General features: G+C 68.4%; 16 protein-coding genes and 2 tRNA genes. 11 read left to right on the forward strand and 7 right to left on the reverse strand.

Going from position 1 to position 15410, the window contains the following annotated elements; genetic code table 11:
• Nucleotides 1–25: 25 nt before the first annotated feature.
• Nucleotides 26–96 (forward strand) — tRNA-His (locus NO998_RS02750).
• 72 nt (nt 97–168) lie between these two features.
• On the opposite strand, the gene NO998_RS02755 is transcribed toward NO998_RS02750, so the two are convergent.
• Nucleotides 169–315, reverse strand: a complete 147-nt coding sequence (locus NO998_RS02755; protein ID WP_267645498.1) for a hypothetical protein — start codon at nt 313–315, stop codon at nt 169–171.
• A gap of 147 nt (nt 316–462) precedes the next feature.
• The gene (locus tag NO998_RS02760) at nt 463–1647 is read right to left on the reverse strand and encodes a CBS domain-containing protein (protein WP_267645499.1); all 1185 of its coding nucleotides are present in this window, start codon (nt 1645–1647) and stop codon (nt 463–465) included.
• A gap of 88 nt (nt 1648–1735) precedes the next feature.
• On the opposite strand from NO998_RS02760, the gene NO998_RS02765 reads away from it, so the two are divergent.
• Nucleotides 1736–2110, forward strand: coding sequence for a cupin domain-containing protein (locus NO998_RS02765; protein ID WP_267645500.1), 375 nt, complete (start codon nt 1736–1738; stop codon nt 2108–2110).
• 84 nt (nt 2111–2194) lie between these two features.
• Here the strand turns inward: NO998_RS02765 and NO998_RS02770 are convergent, their stop codons facing one another.
• Nucleotides 2195–2398, reverse strand: a complete 204-nt coding sequence (locus NO998_RS02770; RefSeq protein WP_267645501.1) for a DUF8106 domain-containing protein — start codon at nt 2396–2398, stop codon at nt 2195–2197.
• Nucleotides 2399–2521: 123 nt separating this feature from the next.
• Between NO998_RS02770 and NO998_RS02775 the strand changes: the two genes are divergently transcribed.
• The 5 genes from NO998_RS02775 to NO998_RS02795 all read left to right on the forward strand — a co-directional run bounded on the left by NO998_RS02775 (nt 2522) and on the right by NO998_RS02795 (nt 7183).
• Nucleotides 2522–4576, forward strand: a complete 2055-nt coding sequence (locus NO998_RS02775; protein WP_267645502.1) for a DEAD/DEAH box helicase — start codon at nt 2522–2524, stop codon at nt 4574–4576.
• A gap of 43 nt (nt 4577–4619) precedes the next feature.
• Complete coding sequence (locus NO998_RS02780; protein ID WP_267645503.1) at nt 4620–4856, forward strand: hypothetical protein; 237 nt, start codon at nt 4620–4622, stop codon at nt 4854–4856.
• Nucleotides 4857–4888: 32 nt separating this feature from the next.
• Nucleotides 4889–5140: a glycine zipper domain-containing protein gene (locus tag NO998_RS02785; RefSeq protein WP_267645504.1), complete on the forward strand. Its 252-nt coding sequence runs from the start codon at nt 4889–4891 to the stop codon at nt 5138–5140.
• Nucleotides 5141–5185: 45 nt separating this feature from the next.
• Nucleotides 5186–7069 carry an SLC13 family permease gene (locus NO998_RS02790; RefSeq protein ID WP_267645505.1) on the forward strand — a complete coding sequence of 628 codons (1884 nt, stop codon included), beginning with the start codon at nt 5186–5188 and terminating at the stop codon, nt 7067–7069.
• 41 nt (nt 7070–7110) lie between these two features.
• Nucleotides 7111–7183 (forward strand) — tRNA-Pro (locus NO998_RS02795).
• Nucleotides 7184–7223: 40 nt separating this feature from the next.
• On the opposite strand, the gene NO998_RS02800 is transcribed toward NO998_RS02795, so the two are convergent.
• Nucleotides 7224–8363: a M24 family metallopeptidase gene (locus tag NO998_RS02800; RefSeq protein ID WP_267645506.1), complete on the reverse strand. Its 1140-nt coding sequence runs from the start codon at nt 8361–8363 to the stop codon at nt 7224–7226.
• 76 nt (nt 8364–8439) lie between these two features.
• Entirely contained in the window at nt 8440–9123 is a 684-nt protein-coding gene (locus tag NO998_RS02805) for a hypothetical protein (RefSeq protein WP_267645507.1), read from the reverse strand.
• A 199-nt stretch (nt 9124–9322) separates the two neighbouring features.
• On the opposite strand from NO998_RS02805, the gene NO998_RS02810 reads away from it, so the two are divergent.
• The 3 genes from NO998_RS02810 to NO998_RS02820 all read left to right on the forward strand — a co-directional run bounded on the left by NO998_RS02810 (nt 9323) and on the right by NO998_RS02820 (nt 13350).
• Nucleotides 9323–10744: a single-stranded DNA binding protein gene (locus NO998_RS02810; RefSeq protein ID WP_267645508.1), complete on the forward strand. Its 1422-nt coding sequence runs from the start codon at nt 9323–9325 to the stop codon at nt 10742–10744.
• A gap of 66 nt (nt 10745–10810) precedes the next feature.
• Complete coding sequence (locus tag NO998_RS02815) at nt 10811–12706, forward strand: flippase activity-associated protein Agl23 (RefSeq protein ID WP_267645509.1); 1896 nt, start codon at nt 10811–10813, stop codon at nt 12704–12706.
• Nucleotides 12703–13350 carry a DUF309 domain-containing protein gene (locus NO998_RS02820; RefSeq protein WP_267645510.1) on the forward strand — a complete coding sequence of 216 codons (648 nt, stop codon included), beginning with the start codon at nt 12703–12705 and terminating at the stop codon, nt 13348–13350. Before NO998_RS02815 ends, NO998_RS02820 begins: the two co-directional genes overlap by 4 nt.
• Here NO998_RS02820 and NO998_RS02825 read toward each other — a convergent pair.
• Together NO998_RS02825 and azf are read right to left on the reverse strand one after the other, a co-directional pair.
• The gene (locus tag NO998_RS02825) at nt 13347–14168 is read right to left on the reverse strand and encodes an MOSC domain-containing protein (RefSeq protein ID WP_267645511.1); all 822 of its coding nucleotides are present in this window, start codon (nt 14166–14168) and stop codon (nt 13347–13349) included. The two genes, NO998_RS02820 and NO998_RS02825, sit on opposite strands and share 4 nt — an antisense overlap.
• Nucleotides 14168–14950, reverse strand: a complete 783-nt coding sequence (gene azf / locus NO998_RS02830) for an NAD-dependent glucose-6-phosphate dehydrogenase Azf (protein WP_267645513.1) — start codon at nt 14948–14950, stop codon at nt 14168–14170. The genes NO998_RS02825 and azf overlap by 1 nt, the downstream gene beginning before the upstream one ends.
• A gap of 96 nt (nt 14951–15046) precedes the next feature.
• On the opposite strand from azf, the gene NO998_RS02835 reads away from it, so the two are divergent.
• Nucleotides 15047–15397 carry a dihydroneopterin aldolase family protein gene (locus tag NO998_RS02835; RefSeq protein ID WP_267645514.1) on the forward strand — a complete coding sequence of 117 codons (351 nt, stop codon included), beginning with the start codon at nt 15047–15049 and terminating at the stop codon, nt 15395–15397.
• The last annotated feature ends 13 nt before the right edge of the window (nt 15398–15410 follow it).

Raw genomic sequence — 15410 nt, forward strand, 5'->3', positions numbered from 1 at the left:
TGAAACCGTGGTAGCAATCAGTGTGTCCGGGCTGGGGTAGTGGTATCCTTCAGCCTTGTGGGGGCTGAGACGCGGGTTCAATTCCCGCGCCCGGACCTTTTCCGGCGACCGACGCGAGCAGTGAAACGTCCTCACACGGGAACTGATACAGGACGTGGAAAGCAGCGGTCAGAACCCGAGAAGGACGAACGTGACGTAGTACGTAACGATCCCACCGACGACGAGAAAGGCGGCCGTGATAGCGACGACGGTCTTTACGAACCGGGGGGTCAGTTCTCCCTCGTCGACGTACTCTACTGTCTCTTTGGGCTCCATACGTCAACTTTCGAGGAAAACACGCGGAAATGCTTTTTGATCGCTAACGTCCCCGGTCGGGCCCCTTGGACACCCGTCCCCGACGGTCCCGGCGCGGATAGGGAAAGAGGGAGCCCGTAGCACGTGGCACTGGCCCCTGAGCCGCCCTTACCGCCCGAACGGGGACACGTCGGGTCCCAGTGTGTCGTTGGCCATCGACCCGCTCTTCTGGATGATGTCGAACGCCGTCATCAGGTCCGTTCGAGAGACGATCCCACAGAGGTCGCCGTTGGCGTCGACGACCGGCAGCCGCCCCACGCCGTTGCCCTGCATCAGTTCGAAGGCGTCCATCGCCTCGGTCTCGGGCGTGACGGTGTATATGTCGGTGGCCATCACGTCCTCGACGCGCATCGCGTCACGCTCGACCTCGTCGACCGACTGGGCGTCAGAGAGCGTCACCATCCCCACCAGTTCGCCGTTCTCGACGACCGGGTAGCCCGTGTGGCGCTCGCGGAACATCCGCGACATCAAGGTGGCGACGGTGTCGTCCGGTGACACGGTGTGGAGGGCCCCCTTCCCGGTCATCACGTCGTCGACGGCGACGCCGCGGAACGCCGCCTTGAGCACGGTCTGTTGGGCCTCCCCGGCCGCGCCCATGTAGATAAAGAACGCCAGCGCGAGCAGGTAGAGGTTGATCCCGGTGAACAGCGCGAACAGAGCCAGCAGCACCGCGAACCCCTTGCCGACCTCGGCGGCGATCTGGGTCGCGCGGGCGTGAGTCCGGGTGCGTGCGAGCAGCGCCCGCAGCACGCGACCGCCGTCCATCGGGAACCCGGGCAGCATGTTGAACGCGGCGAGGACGACGTTGGCGAGCATCAGGTAGCCGAGCACGAACGCGAGTATCGGCTGGCCGGAGCCGACGATCAACGAGAAGCCGACGTAGGCGAGCCCCCCGAGCGCGACGCTCACGACCGGGCCGGCGACGGCCACCTGCAGTTCGACCTTCCAGTCCTCGGGCATCTCGGTGAACTGGGCGACGCCGCCGAGCAGCCAGAGGGTGATCGAGTCGATCTCGTAGCCGTGGTACATCGCGACGACCGAGTGGCCGAGTTCGTGGAGCAACACGCAGGTAAAGAGGCCGACTGCGGCGACCGCCCCGAGTGCGAAGGGGGTGAGGCCGCCGGTCAGCGCGCCGGCCTCGATGCCGGCGCCGAAGGTGGGGTTGAGAACGTCGGTCACCAGCGTCCCCACGTCGCTGCCGATGAGGTACGCGAGCAACGGCAGGATCAGCAGGAACGTGGCGTCGAGCTTGATCGGGATCCCGAAGACGCTCCCGAGTCGGATACCTCGCATACCGTTCAGTTGGGGCGACAGGGTGAAAAAGCCGGCCGCCGCGGCCCGTGCCGCCACGGTTTAGCTCCTCGGCGTCGAAGCCCGGCGTATGAGCGACCCGACTCCCGTAGTGAAGCGCAGCGACGAGATCGAGTACGACGCCGTCGGCGCCGCCGACGGGATGCGGAAGGGCGTCCTCCTCGACGACTCCGACGGCGCGCCCAACTTTGCCATCCGGCGCTTCGAACTCGACGCCGGCGCCTCGGTCCCCGAACACACCAACGAGGTCGAACACGAGCAGTACGTGCTGGAGGGTGAGTACGTCGTCGGTATTGGTGAGGAGGAGTACACCGTCTCCGCCGGCGACTCGCTGCTGATCCCGGCGGGTGTCGTCCACTGGTACCGTAACGAGGGCGACAAGCCCGGCGCGTTCATCTGTGCGGTTCCGAACGGCGACGACGCGATCGAACTGGTCGAGGAGTAGAGACGCGGTCCGTTTTCGCGGTCAGTTTCTTCCCGGTCGACCGTCGCCGGTCAGTCTGTGCCCTGCCCGGCCGACCGTCGCCGGTCAGTCTGCGTCGACGACGGTGTCGACGCTCCGACCGGCGTCGATCGAGCGCCGCGTGATCGTCGTGCCGCAGTCTGGACAGGAGAGCGCGAGCCGCGCGCCGAGGTCGGTCGTCGTCTGGGATTCGGTCCAGTCGCCGTCCGGAGGGCTCCGGTGGCCACAGACCGCACAGAACAGCGTCGTCTTCGAGAGGGAGGTCGTCATTACCGGGTTCTACTGGGCCGAGACCCCTAAACGTACTGTGAGGGGCGCTCTCAGGCGGACAGGCACGGGCTCACACGCCACAGCACCGTGTGGCTGAAGTACCCGTTTCGCCTACGGTCACTCGTGTCTCAGCAGGTCGCCCGCGTCGACACCCTGTTCCTCCACGAGGCCGGCGACGATTTCCTCGTCGCCGTGCTCCGTGACGGCTCCCGGGTGTTCCGCGGCAAACTGGAACTGAAGGAGACCGACGCCGGCCCACGCCCGCGGCGGTTCCTGCAGTCCGACGACGACGGCGGGGAGCCCATGCGCCCCGAGGAGTTCGTCGAACTCGCCCGCCGCGCCGAACGGATCCGTATCTCCGAACAGACCTCACGCGGGGGCCGCGAGCGCCTGCAGGCGATGCTCGACGGCTACCAACTGGAAGCACTGGCCGTCCGCACCTGTCGCTACTGTGCCAACGCCGCCCGCTACTCCCCCATCACCGAGGAGACCGCCGTCTCCGCCGATCGGGACTTCATCTGTCAGGACTGCGCCGTCGAGGAGTTGGAGCGCGAACTCTCCTACAAGGGCCAGTTCACCGGCGCCGCACAGGACCGACTGGAGGAACTCCTGCTCGAAGTCGGCGACCTCGACCGGATCACCGACATGCTCAAGGGGGAACTCGACCCCGACCTCACGAAGTTCGACACCATCTCGGCGACGACTGACGAGGTCGACCCGTTCCCCACGAGCGACCTCGACTTGCACCCGTGGCTCCAGTCCGACGTGGAGGAGCGCTTCGACAGCCTCCTGCCGGTCCAGAGCCTCGCCGTCGAGAACGGCCTCTTCGAGGAGGAGGACCAACTGGTCGTCTCCGCGACGGCGACGGGGAAGACCCTCGTCGGCGAACTCGCCGGCGTCGACCGGGCGCTGAAGGGCGACGGGAAGCTACTGTTCCTCGTCCCGCTGGTCGCGCTGGCCAACCAGAAACACGAGGACTTCGAGGAGCGCTACGGCGACGAACTCGACGTGACGCTGCGCGTCGGCGGGTCCCGCGTGACGGATTCGGGGGCGAAGTTCGACCCCGGCGCCGACATCATCGTCGGCACCTACGAGGGGATCGACCACGGCCTCCGGACCGGCAAGGACATGGGCGACATCGGCACCGTCGTCATCGACGAAGTCCACAGCCTGAAGGAGGGCGAGCGGGGCCACCGACTCGACGGGATGATCTCCCGGCTCAAACACTACTGCGAGCAGCGCGAGAAGTCCCGCTCGGGCTACGACGGCGCCCAGTACGTCTACCTCTCGGCGACCGTCGGCAACCCCGAGTGGCTCGCGGAGAACCTCCGGGCGACCCTGATCGAGTTCGAGGAGCGCCCCGTCCCCATCGAGCGCCACGTCACCTTCGCCGACGGCCGGGAGAAACTCCGGATCGAGGACCGCCTCGTCAGGCGTGAGTTCGACAGCAAGTCCTCGAAAGGCTACCGCGGCCAGACGATCATCTTCACCAACTCCCGGCGGCGCTGTCACGAGATCTCCCGGAAGCTCGACTACGCCTCGGCGCCCTACCACGCCGGGCTGGACTACGGGAAGCGAAAGCAGGTCGAACGGAAGTTCGGCAATCAGGACCTCGCGGCCGTCGTCACCACCGCCGCGCTCGCGGCGGGTGTGGACTTCCCCGCCTCGCAAGTCGTCTTCGACTCGCTGGCTATGGGGATCGAGTGGCTCTCGGTCCAGGAGTTCTCCCAGATGCTCGGCCGCGCGGGCCGCCCGGACTACCACGATCAGGGGACGGTCTACCTGCTCGTCGAACCCGACGCCGCCTATCACGGCTCGATGGAGGCGACGGAGGACGAGACCGCGTTCCGCCTGCTCAAAGGGGAGATGGAGGACGTAGCGACCGTCTACGACGAGGCCGCCGCCGCCGAGGAGACGCTGGCCAACGTCGCCGTCGCCGGCAAGCTCGCAAAGCGGCTCAACGACCGCATGATCGGCGACGTCCCGACCAAACACGCCATCGGGAAGCTGCTCGAGTGGGGGTTCATCGACGGTTTCGACGCGACGCCGCTCGGGCAGGCCGTCACCAGTCACTTCCTCTCGCCCGACGACGCGTTCCGCATCCTCGAAGGCATCCGGAACGACCGCACGCCCTACCAGCAGGTCGCGGCGCTCGAACTGGCCGATCAGGAGCTGTAGCCCCCCTGGCAACCCTTTTCGCCGTTCCACGCGTTCGGTGCCTATGAACGACCTCACCGACGGCGCCGCCGTCGACGCCGACGAGGCCGGCGACTCCAGCGCGCTGTTCATCGCGATGGGGTTGGCCATCGGCGCCGGGCTCGGCGTCACGTTCGGCACGGTCGTCGGCTCACTCACCGGCGACCTCGGCTTCTGGATGGCGCTTGGCCCCTCGATCGGGGCCGGCTTCGGCCTCGTCGTCGGGCTCCTCCTCTCGTCGACGGGCTGGCAGTTCGACTGAACGCTTTTCCCCTCCCTCGAACTCCCCTACGTATGAGCAGTGACGAAGCACCCGACGGCGAACCGACCGAAGGCACGTCTCCCGACGATATCGCCACCGACGACGCCCCGACCGACGACGGCGACGACGAGATGGACGACGGGCAAGCGATGGCGCTGGGAATGGGGGTGGGGATCGCGCTCGGCGCGGCGATGGGCACGGCGATGGACGACCTCGCGCTCGGAATGGGCGTCGGTATCGCCCTCGGAGCCGCCTTCGGCGCGGCGTTCTCAGCGCAGGAGTGACCGGGAACCCGCACCCTTTTGCCGGACGGCGGCGACGCCGTGTTCGTGGTAGCGATTTCGCCCGGAGTGCTCGTCGTCGGCCTGATCGTGCTGGCGGCGCTGGTGCTGTTCGCGACCGAGCCGGTGCCCGTCGACATCACCGCGCTGGGGGTGATGGTGACGCTGATGGTCGTCGAACCGATCAGCGCCCGCCTCGCCGACGCCGGCCTCATCGCCGCGCCGGTGACGATGATCACCGCCGAACAGGGCATCTCCGGCTTCGCGAGCGCGGCGACCATCACGGTGCTCGCGATGTTCATTCTCAGCGAGGGCGTCCGTCGGACCGGCATCGTCCAGTCGCTGGGTGCGTTCATCGGCCGCGTTACCGGCGACAGCGAGACCAAACAGCTCGGGGCGATCACCGGGATCGTCTCGCCGGTCTCGGGGTTCATCAACAACACCGCGGCCGTCGCGATCCTCCTCCCGATGGTCATCGACGTGGCCGACCGCGGGGGCACGTCGCCGTCGAAGCTCCTGCTCCCGCTCTCGTACGCCTCGATGTTCGGTGGCACCCTCACCCTGATCGGCACCTCGACGAACGTCCTCGCAAGCGACGTGGCCGCGCGGCTGGCGCAGGCCCCGGAGTACGCGAACACCGACCTCCACGAACTCGGGATGTTCGAGTTCACCGGGCTGGGCGTCGTCGTGATGCTCGTCGGCCTCGCGTACCTGATGACCGTCGGGCGCTGGCTCACCCCCGCCCGCATCGAGCCCAGCGACGACCTGACCGAGGAGTTCGGCATCGGCGACTACCTCACCGAGGTGACGGTGCGTGAGGACTCCCCGCTCGTCGGCCGGAAGGTCCGTAACGCCCTCGTGGAGGGCGATTTCGACGTTGACCTGCTCCAACTCATCCGCGACGACGAGGTGTTCCTCGAACCGCTCGGCCCCAAGCAGATCCAGGCCGGCGACACCTTCACGCTCCGGACCGACCGCGACACGCTGCTCTCCCTGCTGGACGTGGAGGGCCTCGACCTCCTCGACGTGCCCGTCGACGAGGCCGAACTCGAACAGGCCGAATCGGGACAGAACCTCGTCGAAGTCGTCGTCGCCCCCGGCTCGCCGCTGGTCGGCGAGTCGATGACCTCGATCAGTTTCCGGCAGCGCTACAACGCGACCGTGCTGGCGCTCCGACGTGGCCGTGAGGTCGTGCGCCGCCGGATGGACGAGATCCCGATGAAGGTCGGTGACACCCTGCTGATCCAGGCACCGACCCAGACCATCGAGCGCATCGAGCGCGAACGGGAGTTCATCCTCGCCGGCGAGGTCGAACAGCACGACTTCCGCGAGGAGAAGACCGGCCTCGCCATCGGTATCGTCGCCGCCGTCGTCGCCTTAGCGGGGCTGGGGATCCTCCCCATCGTCGTCTCGGCGCTCGCCGGGTCGCTCGCGATGGTCGTCACCGGCTGTCTCAAGCCCAGCGAGATCTACGAGGCCGTCCAGTGGGACGTGATCCTCCTGCTCGCGGGCGTGATCCCGCTGGGCATCGCCATCGAGCGCACCGGCGCCGCCTCGCTGCTCGCGGAGGGCGTCGTCGCCTCGTCGGCGATGCTCCCGACCCTGGGTGTGCTCGCGGTGTTCTACCTGCTCACCGCGCTGCTGACCAACGTGATCAGCAACAACGCCAGCGTCGTGTTGATGATCCCCGTCGCCGTCGAGACCGCACAGGCCGTCGGCGCCAGCGCCACCGCGTTCCTCTTCGCGGTGATGTTCGCGGCCAGTACGGCGTTCATGACGCCCGTGGGCTACCAGACGAACCTCTTCGTCTACGGCCCCGGGGGGTACCGCTTCACCGACTACATCCGGGTGGGCGGTCCGCTGCAACTGCTCCTGATGGGCGTGACGACGATCGGGATCGCGGTGATGTTCGACATGCCACTGCCGGTGTAGCCCGAAACCCTTTACCGGCACAGTCGCGGAGGGAGAGGTGCGGGACCGTGGGTTAGTCTGGTATACTTCGGGCCTTGGGTGCCCGTGACCCCGGTTCGAATCCGGGCGGTCCCACTTTTTGCCGAGATCCAACGGCGCCTGAGCGGCGGCCGTCTCAGACGACGAACCGCTCGCGGTCGAACCTCGTGAGGCTCTCGGCGCCGTCGGCGGTCACGTGGACCATGTCCTCGACGCGGAGGTAGTACTCGCCGTCGTTCCAGAGCTTCGGTTCGAGACAGAACACCATCCCCTCCTCCAGTTCGTCGTCGTTATCCGGGCGGAGCCACGGGCTCTCGTGGACCTCGACGCCGATCTGGTGGCCGACGATACCGGTCTCGTGTCTGTTCCGCAGGTACTCGCCGTAGCCCTCGCGGTCACAGACCTGCTCGACGTAGGGGAAGAGGTCGTCCACGGTCTGTACCTCGTCGCCGATGGCGTCGATGGTCTCGACGACGGCCGTCATGAGCGCCTCGTAGGCCGACGCGATGTGCTCCGGTGGCTCGCCGAAGTAGACGCTCCGGCCCCAGTCGCTGCAGTAGCCGTTGTGGACGAACCCCACGTCGAAGGCGATGCTCGTGCCCGACTCCAACGGCTCGTCGGGGTCGTAGTTGAACACCTCGCCGCTGGGCTCGACGCCGGTGTGACAGAACCCCGCCGTGCTTGAGAAGCTCACGTCGCTCGCACCCGCCATCCGGCCGCGGTGTTCGATCTCCAAGCCCACCTCGCGCATCGTGTCGCCGGCCTCGACGTTCTCGACCACGTCGGCCATGATCCGGTCGGTGAGTTCGGCGGCCTCGCGAAGCGCTTCGATCTCCTCGGGCGTCTTGATGGCCCGCATCGGCCCGACCAACCCCTCGGCGGAGACGAGGTCCGCGTCGGGACACGCCTCGGTGAGCGCGAGCGTGACCGAGCCCTCGGTGTAGTCGCCGACGGCGACGGTATCGCGGGCGTCGGCGACGTCGTCGATGACCGCTGCGACGGCCGACCCGGGGTCGTCGAACAGCCCCATCCCGCGGACCGCACAGGGCAGGTCCGACTCCTCGCCGGCGAACGGCCCGGCGAGGAGCACCGGTTCGCCCTCCGCCGGGAGGAACAGCGAGGTCACCCGCGCCCCGAGGTCGGCGTAGCGCCGCCAGTCGATGCTTGATCCGGTCAGGTACTGCAGGTCGGGACCGGCGCCGAAGACGGCGAAGTCGATGCCCGCGTCCGCGAGTTCGTCCTGTACGGCCGCCTGTCGGCCTCGATAGTCCATCATCGAGCCAACCATTCGATGACGCCCGTAAATAGGTTTCGCGGGTGTCGGCCCCCGAACGCTTGCTCCGTGTCGCGGCTCAGCGCTCTGCCAGCGACCGAACCACGAGCTGCAGAACGTGGACGAACACCCCGGCGACGGCGACGTACAGCCCGACCGACTGCATCGCCGGCCGCCCGCGGCTCTCCCGGATCTCCCACATCTCGTAGCCCAGTCGCAGCAGGAAGCCGACGAAGATCAGGGCGAAGCCGGCGACGCTCACGATCGGCACGAACGTCCCCACGAGGATCGCCCCCAGCCCCCCGAGGAAGGCGTAGGTCGCCCAGCGGCCGTAGTGGTCGAACTGCGTGTCCGAGCGCAGGTAGACGTACGTCCCGATCAGCGCCGTCATGGCGACGACGATGGCGCCGGTAACCGCCAGTGCGGTGACCCGGACACCCTCCGAGAGGAACGAGAGGACGCCGCCGCCGAAGGCGCCGAAGGCCAGTTCGAGGACGACGACGCCCGCGAGCGCCATCCCCATCGAGTCGTTCTCGAAGCCGCGCTGGGCGATCATCTGGCCGCCGGTGATGAGCGCGCCGTAGAGCAGCGCGCCGACGATCCCGACCGAGAAGACGATGCGATTGATCCGTGCCAGCGGCGTCGCCGCCATCACGTACATGACGAGGACGTTCAGCGCCATCAGCCCCGTCGCGCCGCCGACGACGCCCCACTCCCGCGTCGAGAGGAGGAACCCCCGTTCGGTGGTCGTCTCGTAGCTCATGGGGCGGCGTTGGCCCAGCGCACCGAAAAGCGTTGTCGCCGATGTGTCCCCGTTCTCACGTCGTCCCGGAGCCTCTTGTAGGAGGGCGCGCCAGCCCCGGTATGCCCACCGAGAGCCGATGGCCGAAACCGCAAGAAAGCGGCGGCCTCACACCCCAACGGCAACGCTTAACCGTCACCTGTGCCTCCCTCCGCCAAACATGAGTGCCATCGAGGACGTCCACGAGGAACTGGACGCCGACGTCTCCGCCGAGGAGTTCGAGGAGATGGTGGCGGAGAAAGTCGAGGAGATGGGTGGCCTCGCGGACGACGAGACGGCGGCGATGCTCGTGGCCCACGAACTCGAGGACGAGGGCGGGGAGGTCGAGAGCGTCGCCGACATCGAACCCGGCATGGACGACGTGAAGTTCCTCGCCAAACTGGTCTCGATCGGCGAGAAGCGCACCTTCGAGCGCGACGGCGACCAGCCAGACGGACAGGTCGTCAACACCGAAGTCGCCGACGAGTCCGGCCGCATCCGGCTCTCACTCTGGGACGAGATGGCCGAGTCGGCCCTCGAGGAACTGGAGGTCGGCGACGTGCTCCGCATCGCGGGCCGCCCCAAGGAGGGGTACAACGGCGTCGAAGTGTCGGCGGACAAAGCCGAGATCGACCTCGACGCCGACATCGACGTCTCACTGACCGACACCTACACCGTCGAGGACCTCTCGATGGGGCTCTCGGACGTGACACTCGTCGGGAAACTACTCGATGTGGACGACGACTACCGCACGTTCGACCGAGACGACGGTTCGGAGGGCCGCGTCGGGAACGTCGCCATCGGCGACGAGACCGGCCGGATCCGGGTCACCCTCTGGGACGAGGCGACCGACCTCCTCGACGAACTCGAGGCCGACACCGTCGTCGAAGTCGTCGACGGCTACGTCCGCGAACGCGACGGGGACCTCGAACTGCACGTCGGCTCCCGTGGCACTATCGAGCCGGTGGACGAGGACGTGGAGTACGTCCCCGACACCGCCGACATCGGCTCCGTCGAGATGGGCGACACCGTCGACATCGCCGGCGCGGTGATCGAGACCGACGACAAGCGCACGTTCGACCGCGACGACGGCTCGCAGGGACAGGTCCGGAACGTCCGTGTCCGGGACGAAACCGGCGACATCCGGGTCGCGCTCTGGGGCGAGAAGGCCGACCGCGACATCACGCTCGCCGACCGCGTCGCGTTCACCGACGTGGAGATCCAGGACGGCTGGCAGGACGAACTCGAAGCCTCCGCCGGCTGGCAGTCCACGGTCTCGGTGCTCGACGGCGAGGCCGACATCGACGCCGGGGGCGACGACGGCGGCGAGAAGACCCCACCGGCCGCCGATCAGGGCGGGCTCTCCGCGTTCGGCGAGGACGGCGACGGGGCGGACGAACTCCGCGAAGAGAGCGACGACGCCGGCGCGGGCGAGGAAGTGGAGTTCACCGGCACCGTCGTCCAGTCGGGGAGCCCGGTCGTCCTCGACGCCGGCGGCGAGACACGGAGCGTCGAGACGAGCGAGAGCGTCCGCCTCGGCGAGGAGATCACGGTCCGGGGCATCGAACGCGACGGCACCATCGACGCCGAAGAGATCCTCTGAGCGGGGAACTCGGCCCCCCGATTCGGAGGAACACACTTAGGTTTCGCCCACCACTCTCGCTGATCGATGGATCGCTCCGCGTTTCTCGACTCCCTCCACCGGGCCGACGACACGGTCCGGACCGTCCTCGCGATCACCGTACTGGGGCTGCTCGCTCGGCTGCCGCTTCTCGGTCAGCGTGTCGCTCACTTCGACGAAGGCCGCGTCGCCTACTGGGCGCTGAACTACCTCGAGACCGGCGAGATCAGCTATCGCTACATCGTCCACGGGCCGCTGGTCCAGTACGTCGACGCGTGGGTGTTCGCCGCCATCGGGACGAACGACCTCTCGATGCGCCTGTTCGTCGCGGTCGTCGGCGCCCTCCTCCCCCTGACCGCGCTGCTGTTCCGGGGACGACTGCGCGACGCCGAGACCGTCATCGTCGCCGGCGTGCTCGCGTTCAACCCGATTCTGCTCTACTACTCCCGCTTTTTCCGCAGCACGATCCTCGTCGCGGCGTTCATGTTCGCCGCGTTCGGCTTCGGCCTGCGGGCGCTCGACGACGCCCGGCCACGGCTGCTCTACCCCGCGTTCCTCTTCGGCGCGCTCGGGTTCGCCTCGAAGGAGAACGCCGTTGTCTACCTCATGTGTTGGATCGGTGCCGGCGCGCTGTTGCTCGACTTCTCGCTGATGAGTCCCCGGAGCGCTGATTCCGGACTGGCGGCCGTCGCCGGGCGACTCCGCCCCTACGTCGACGCCCTCGCCGCCCCCAACCGCTCGACGGACGCGCTGCTGTGGCTCGGCGTCTCGGGACTCTCGACTGCCGTGGTGGGGTACGCGGCCGTCGTCGGCTGGGGGGCCATCGCCCTCGCCGCCGCGCTGATCCTGCTGGTCGCGCTGACCGTGCTCGTCGACGTGGTCCACCCCGACGGCGACGCACTCGAGTGGGGCGGGGCGCTGCTCGGCGCGCTCGGACTCTTCTTCGCCGTCTCGCTGTTCTTCTACGCGCCCCGGGCTCCCGGCCCGGCCGTGGGGCTCTGGGACGCCGTCCTGAACCCGCTCCGTTTCCCCGCCCTCCTCGACGCGACGTGGGGCGACGTTCGGCCGGGCCTCGAGTACTGGTTCGGCGGCAGCGTCGAACCGAAGTGCGGCGAGGAGACGATCATCGGCGGCTACGTCTGCTTCCTGACGGACACCCTCGGCGTGCTGGCGAACTACGCCATCGTCGTCGTCCCCTTCGCCGTCCTCGGGTTCGTCGTCGCCCGCTACGGCGGCGACGGGCCGCGGCCGCTGGTCATGTTCGCGGGCTACTGGGGGTTCGTCAGCATCCTCGGCTACCCGCTGGCGACGGACATCCGCGCGGGCTGGATCATGGTCAACGCGGTCGTCCCGCTTTCGATCCCCGCCGCCGTCGCGCTGGCGATGGTCGCCCGCTGGGGCTGGCAGTCCTTCGCCGAGGAGGACCGCGTCGGGACCGTCCTGACCACCGCGCTCGTACTGCTGGTACTCGGCGCCGTCTTCGTGCCCGCCGTCTCGGCCTCGTACGTTGAGCCCACCAGCGACGACAACGAACTCGTCCAGTACGCCCAGCCCCAACAGGAGTTCCGCGAGACGTTCGACGACATCGGCGCCATCGCGCCGACCCACGAGGGGACCGACCTGTTGGTCTACGGCGACGAACTCGTCGCCGAATCCGGCGGCGGCATGGCTCCACAGTGTCTCAGACTCGCCCGGGCACTCCCGATCCACTGGTACGTCGCCGCCGACGACGTGGAGGCCGAGTGCGCCTACGACCAGTCGGCGCTCGAAGAGCAGGTCGCGGCGGACTCCCCGGCGGTCGTGATCGCACACGTCAGCAAGGACGGCGCGCTCACGGCCACACTCGACGGTGACTACGAGCGACGCCAGCACCACCTCCGGACGATGGGTCGGGAGGTCGTGATCTTCGTCGACGAGGACGCCCTCGCGGAGGCGAACGAATGACCGACCACTCCGCCGAGCCGACGACGGACGACGCCGTCCGCGCCGGTGTCGCCGCCCACAACGTCGGCGAGTACGACCTCGCTCGCGGCATCTGGGCAGGCGAGACGCCGCTGGCCGCCGCCGACGACCAGCCCCCCCTCCGGTCGGGGCTCGCGGCGTTCGCAACGGCAGTGTTCGACGGCCGACGCGGGAACTGGGACGCCGCACTCGCGGCGGCCGAGGAAGCGCGCTCGGCGCTTGCCGACGCCGGGTCCGGGAGCGTCCAGCCTGCCGACGTCGATATCGCCCCGGTTCGCCGCTGGCTGGCGGCGTTCGAGGCGGATCCGGAGTTCGCCGAGCGCTCGCCGCCGCCCACGCTCATCGTCGACGGCGACCGACCGACGCCCGGTGAACTCCCGCTCTCGGCGGCATCGCTCGTCGCCACCGCCGTCGCGACCGGGATCGGCGACGACGCCGAGGTACTGCTCGACGCCGTCCGCTTTGCCGAGGCACACGACCAGCCCGAAACGACGCGCTACGGAACGTTCATCCGGGACTACGCGGGCGCCGAGACGGGACAGCGCGGGATCGTCTTCCAGCGACTGTCGGCGCTCGTCGAGCGCGAACGACGCAAGGAAGACGACGTGTCGGGACTGTTCGGCTAATCCACGACGGACACGGGATCGCCGACACGGATCGACTGCTCGCGGTACTCCTCGGGGACGTCGGCGATCAGCATCAGCGTGTAGAACTGCTCGAAGGCGTCACGGTCGGCGAACTCGGGGAACGTCGCCTCCCGCTTTTCGACGAAGCGCTTCCGGAACTCGGGCGTCGGCTCGCCGGTCTCGGGGTCGCGCTCGGGCACGACACACCGAACACAGGGTGTGACACCCTCGAAGCGAACGTCGCCGGCCTCGAACGCCGGGGCGTCGTCACCGACGAACTGGTCCTCCCAGAACGCCGGCACCCCGGATATTTCGACGTTGGCGCGGAGTCGCCGGCGGGCGTTCTCGACACTCATCCCCTCGAACCAGGAGGCGACGGCTTCGAGCGTGGCCGTGCTGACGACCGAGGGGCCGGCCCCGCGCCGGTCGACGAAGCTCCGATCGGTGTCACGCAGGAGGACGAGGTCCCGGTCGAAGAACGCCGAGAACCACGCCGCGGCGGTCTCCCGGTCGGCGTCGAGGTCGAAAGAGTCCCGTTCGCCGTCGGCGGTCTCGACCCTGAGCGTCGCCGTCTCCGGGTCGTACTCGCTGTCGAGTTCGTGGAAGCGCTCGCTGTGTTTGGCGTTGAACACGCCGTTCGCGTGCGGGCTGCCGTTCTCGATCTCGCCCGGGTCGGCCTCGGCCACGGCCATCGCGTCGAACAGCGCGAACTCCCGGTCGCCCGCGAGGACGCCGCTGTCGAGCACTGTCGCGGCGTCCACGTCGGCTCCGGCCAGCCCTTTCACCGGGTAGAGCCGGATGCCTTCGAGTCGGGCCATCACTCCCCCTTCGGCTCGCCCTCGAAAGTGAACTCCGCGGAGTTGTCCTGTGGGGCGTAGTCGAGGACCGCCTTGGCCCGGTCGATCGAGTAGTACTTCCGGTCGTTGTCGGAGATGCCGTAGACGATCTCGTAGCCGTAGTCGGCCTGCAGACAGCGGTCGAACAGGTGCGCACAGTCCCGGTGGGAGAGCCACATCGCCTGTCCGCGCTCGTACTCCCGCGGCGGGTGACCCTCGGTGAGGTTCCCGATCCGGACACAGACCACGTCGAGGTCGGCGTGGTCGTGGTAGTAGCGCCCGAGCGTCTCCCCGCTTGCCTTGGAGACGCCGTAGAGGTTCGACGGCCGCGGGAGTTCGGTGCCGTCGAGGCGGTAGTCGTCGTCGTCCCGGTACATCTCGGGGGTGCGTTCGTCGGTCTCGTAGGCGCCGACGGCGTGGTTCGAGGAGGCGAAGGCGACCTTCTCGACGCCGGCGTCGACGGCCGCCGAAAAGACGGTCTGGGTGCCGTCGATGTTGTTCGCGAGCACCGAGTCCCACGGCGCGTTCGGCCGAGGATCGCCGGCGAGGTGGATCACCGCGCCACAGCCCGCGACGGCCTCGGCGATGGCGGCCTCGTCGGTCACGTCGGCGACGATGGAGGCCGACTCCGGCACGCCGTGTCGGCGCTCCGCGGGGATCGGCTCCCGGTCGAGCAGTCGCCAGTCGTACTCGTCGGCGAGTCGCGAGAGGATCGCCTGCCCCACGCGGCCGCCAGCACCCGTCAGCAGGACCGGGTCGTCCATTGGGTGGGTATGTGGTGAGGGTGGGTAAATACGGTGCGGTCCGGCCCAGCGGTCGTTCCCGACACGGCTTTCCCGGGTCCCCACCCACTCCCGGCCATGACTGACGCGCCCACCGACGCCCAGCAAGCCTGCTTCGAGGCCGGCATCAAGTTCGGCTCGCTCTACCACCAGTTCGCGGGCACGCCCGTCTCCCCCGACAGCACGCGGAGCCTCGAAACCGCCATCGCCGAGTCGATCGAGAACCAACCCTACTGTGAGTCCGTGACCGTCGACGTCCTCGACGACCGCGTCGCCGACGCCATCGACCACGAGAACGGCTACACCGAACTCACCGGCGCGCTGATGGAAGTCGAGATGCGCATCGAGTACGAGGGCGTCGTCGCCCGCACCCGGATGGAGATGGAGGACGGCTACCCGCTGATGAAACTTCAGTCAGTCGAACAGTAATCCGCCGACACGG

This window comes from Halolamina litorea (assembly GCF_026616205.1).
GTDB classification, from domain to species: Archaea; Halobacteriota; Halobacteria; order Halobacteriales; family Haloferacaceae; genus Halolamina; species Halolamina litorea.

Coding starts and splice junctions, on each gene's coding strand:
- NO998_RS02755 (WP_267645498.1), bottom strand. CDS start 315: ATGGAGCCCAAAGAGACAGTAGAGTACGTCGACGAGGGAGAACTGACC.
- NO998_RS02760 (WP_267645499.1), bottom strand. CDS start 1,647: ATGCGAGGTATCCGACTCGGGAGCGTCTTCGGGATCCCGATCAAGCTC.
- NO998_RS02765 (WP_267645500.1), top strand. CDS start 1,736: ATGAGCGACCCGACTCCCGTAGTGAAGCGCAGCGACGAGATCGAGTAC.
- NO998_RS02770 (WP_267645501.1), bottom strand. CDS start 2,398: ATGACGACCTCCCTCTCGAAGACGACGCTGTTCTGTGCGGTCTGTGGC.
- NO998_RS02780 (WP_267645503.1), top strand. CDS start 4,620: ATGAACGACCTCACCGACGGCGCCGCCGTCGACGCCGACGAGGCCGGC.
- NO998_RS02785 (WP_267645504.1), top strand. CDS start 4,889: ATGAGCAGTGACGAAGCACCCGACGGCGAACCGACCGAAGGCACGTCT.
- NO998_RS02800 (WP_267645506.1), bottom strand. CDS start 8,363: ATGATGGACTATCGAGGCCGACAGGCGGCCGTACAGGACGAACTCGCG.
- NO998_RS02805 (WP_267645507.1), bottom strand. CDS start 9,123: ATGAGCTACGAGACGACCACCGAACGGGGGTTCCTCCTCTCGACGCGG.
- NO998_RS02810 (WP_267645508.1), top strand. CDS start 9,323: ATGAGTGCCATCGAGGACGTCCACGAGGAACTGGACGCCGACGTCTCC.
- NO998_RS02815 (WP_267645509.1), top strand. CDS start 10,811: ATGGATCGCTCCGCGTTTCTCGACTCCCTCCACCGGGCCGACGACACG.
- NO998_RS02820 (WP_267645510.1), top strand. CDS start 12,703: ATGACCGACCACTCCGCCGAGCCGACGACGGACGACGCCGTCCGCGCC.
- NO998_RS02825 (WP_267645511.1), bottom strand. CDS start 14,168: ATGGCCCGACTCGAAGGCATCCGGCTCTACCCGGTGAAAGGGCTGGCC.
- azf (WP_267645513.1), bottom strand. CDS start 14,950: ATGGACGACCCGGTCCTGCTGACGGGTGCTGGCGGCCGCGTGGGGCAG.
- NO998_RS02835 (WP_267645514.1), top strand. CDS start 15,047: ATGACTGACGCGCCCACCGACGCCCAGCAAGCCTGCTTCGAGGCCGGC.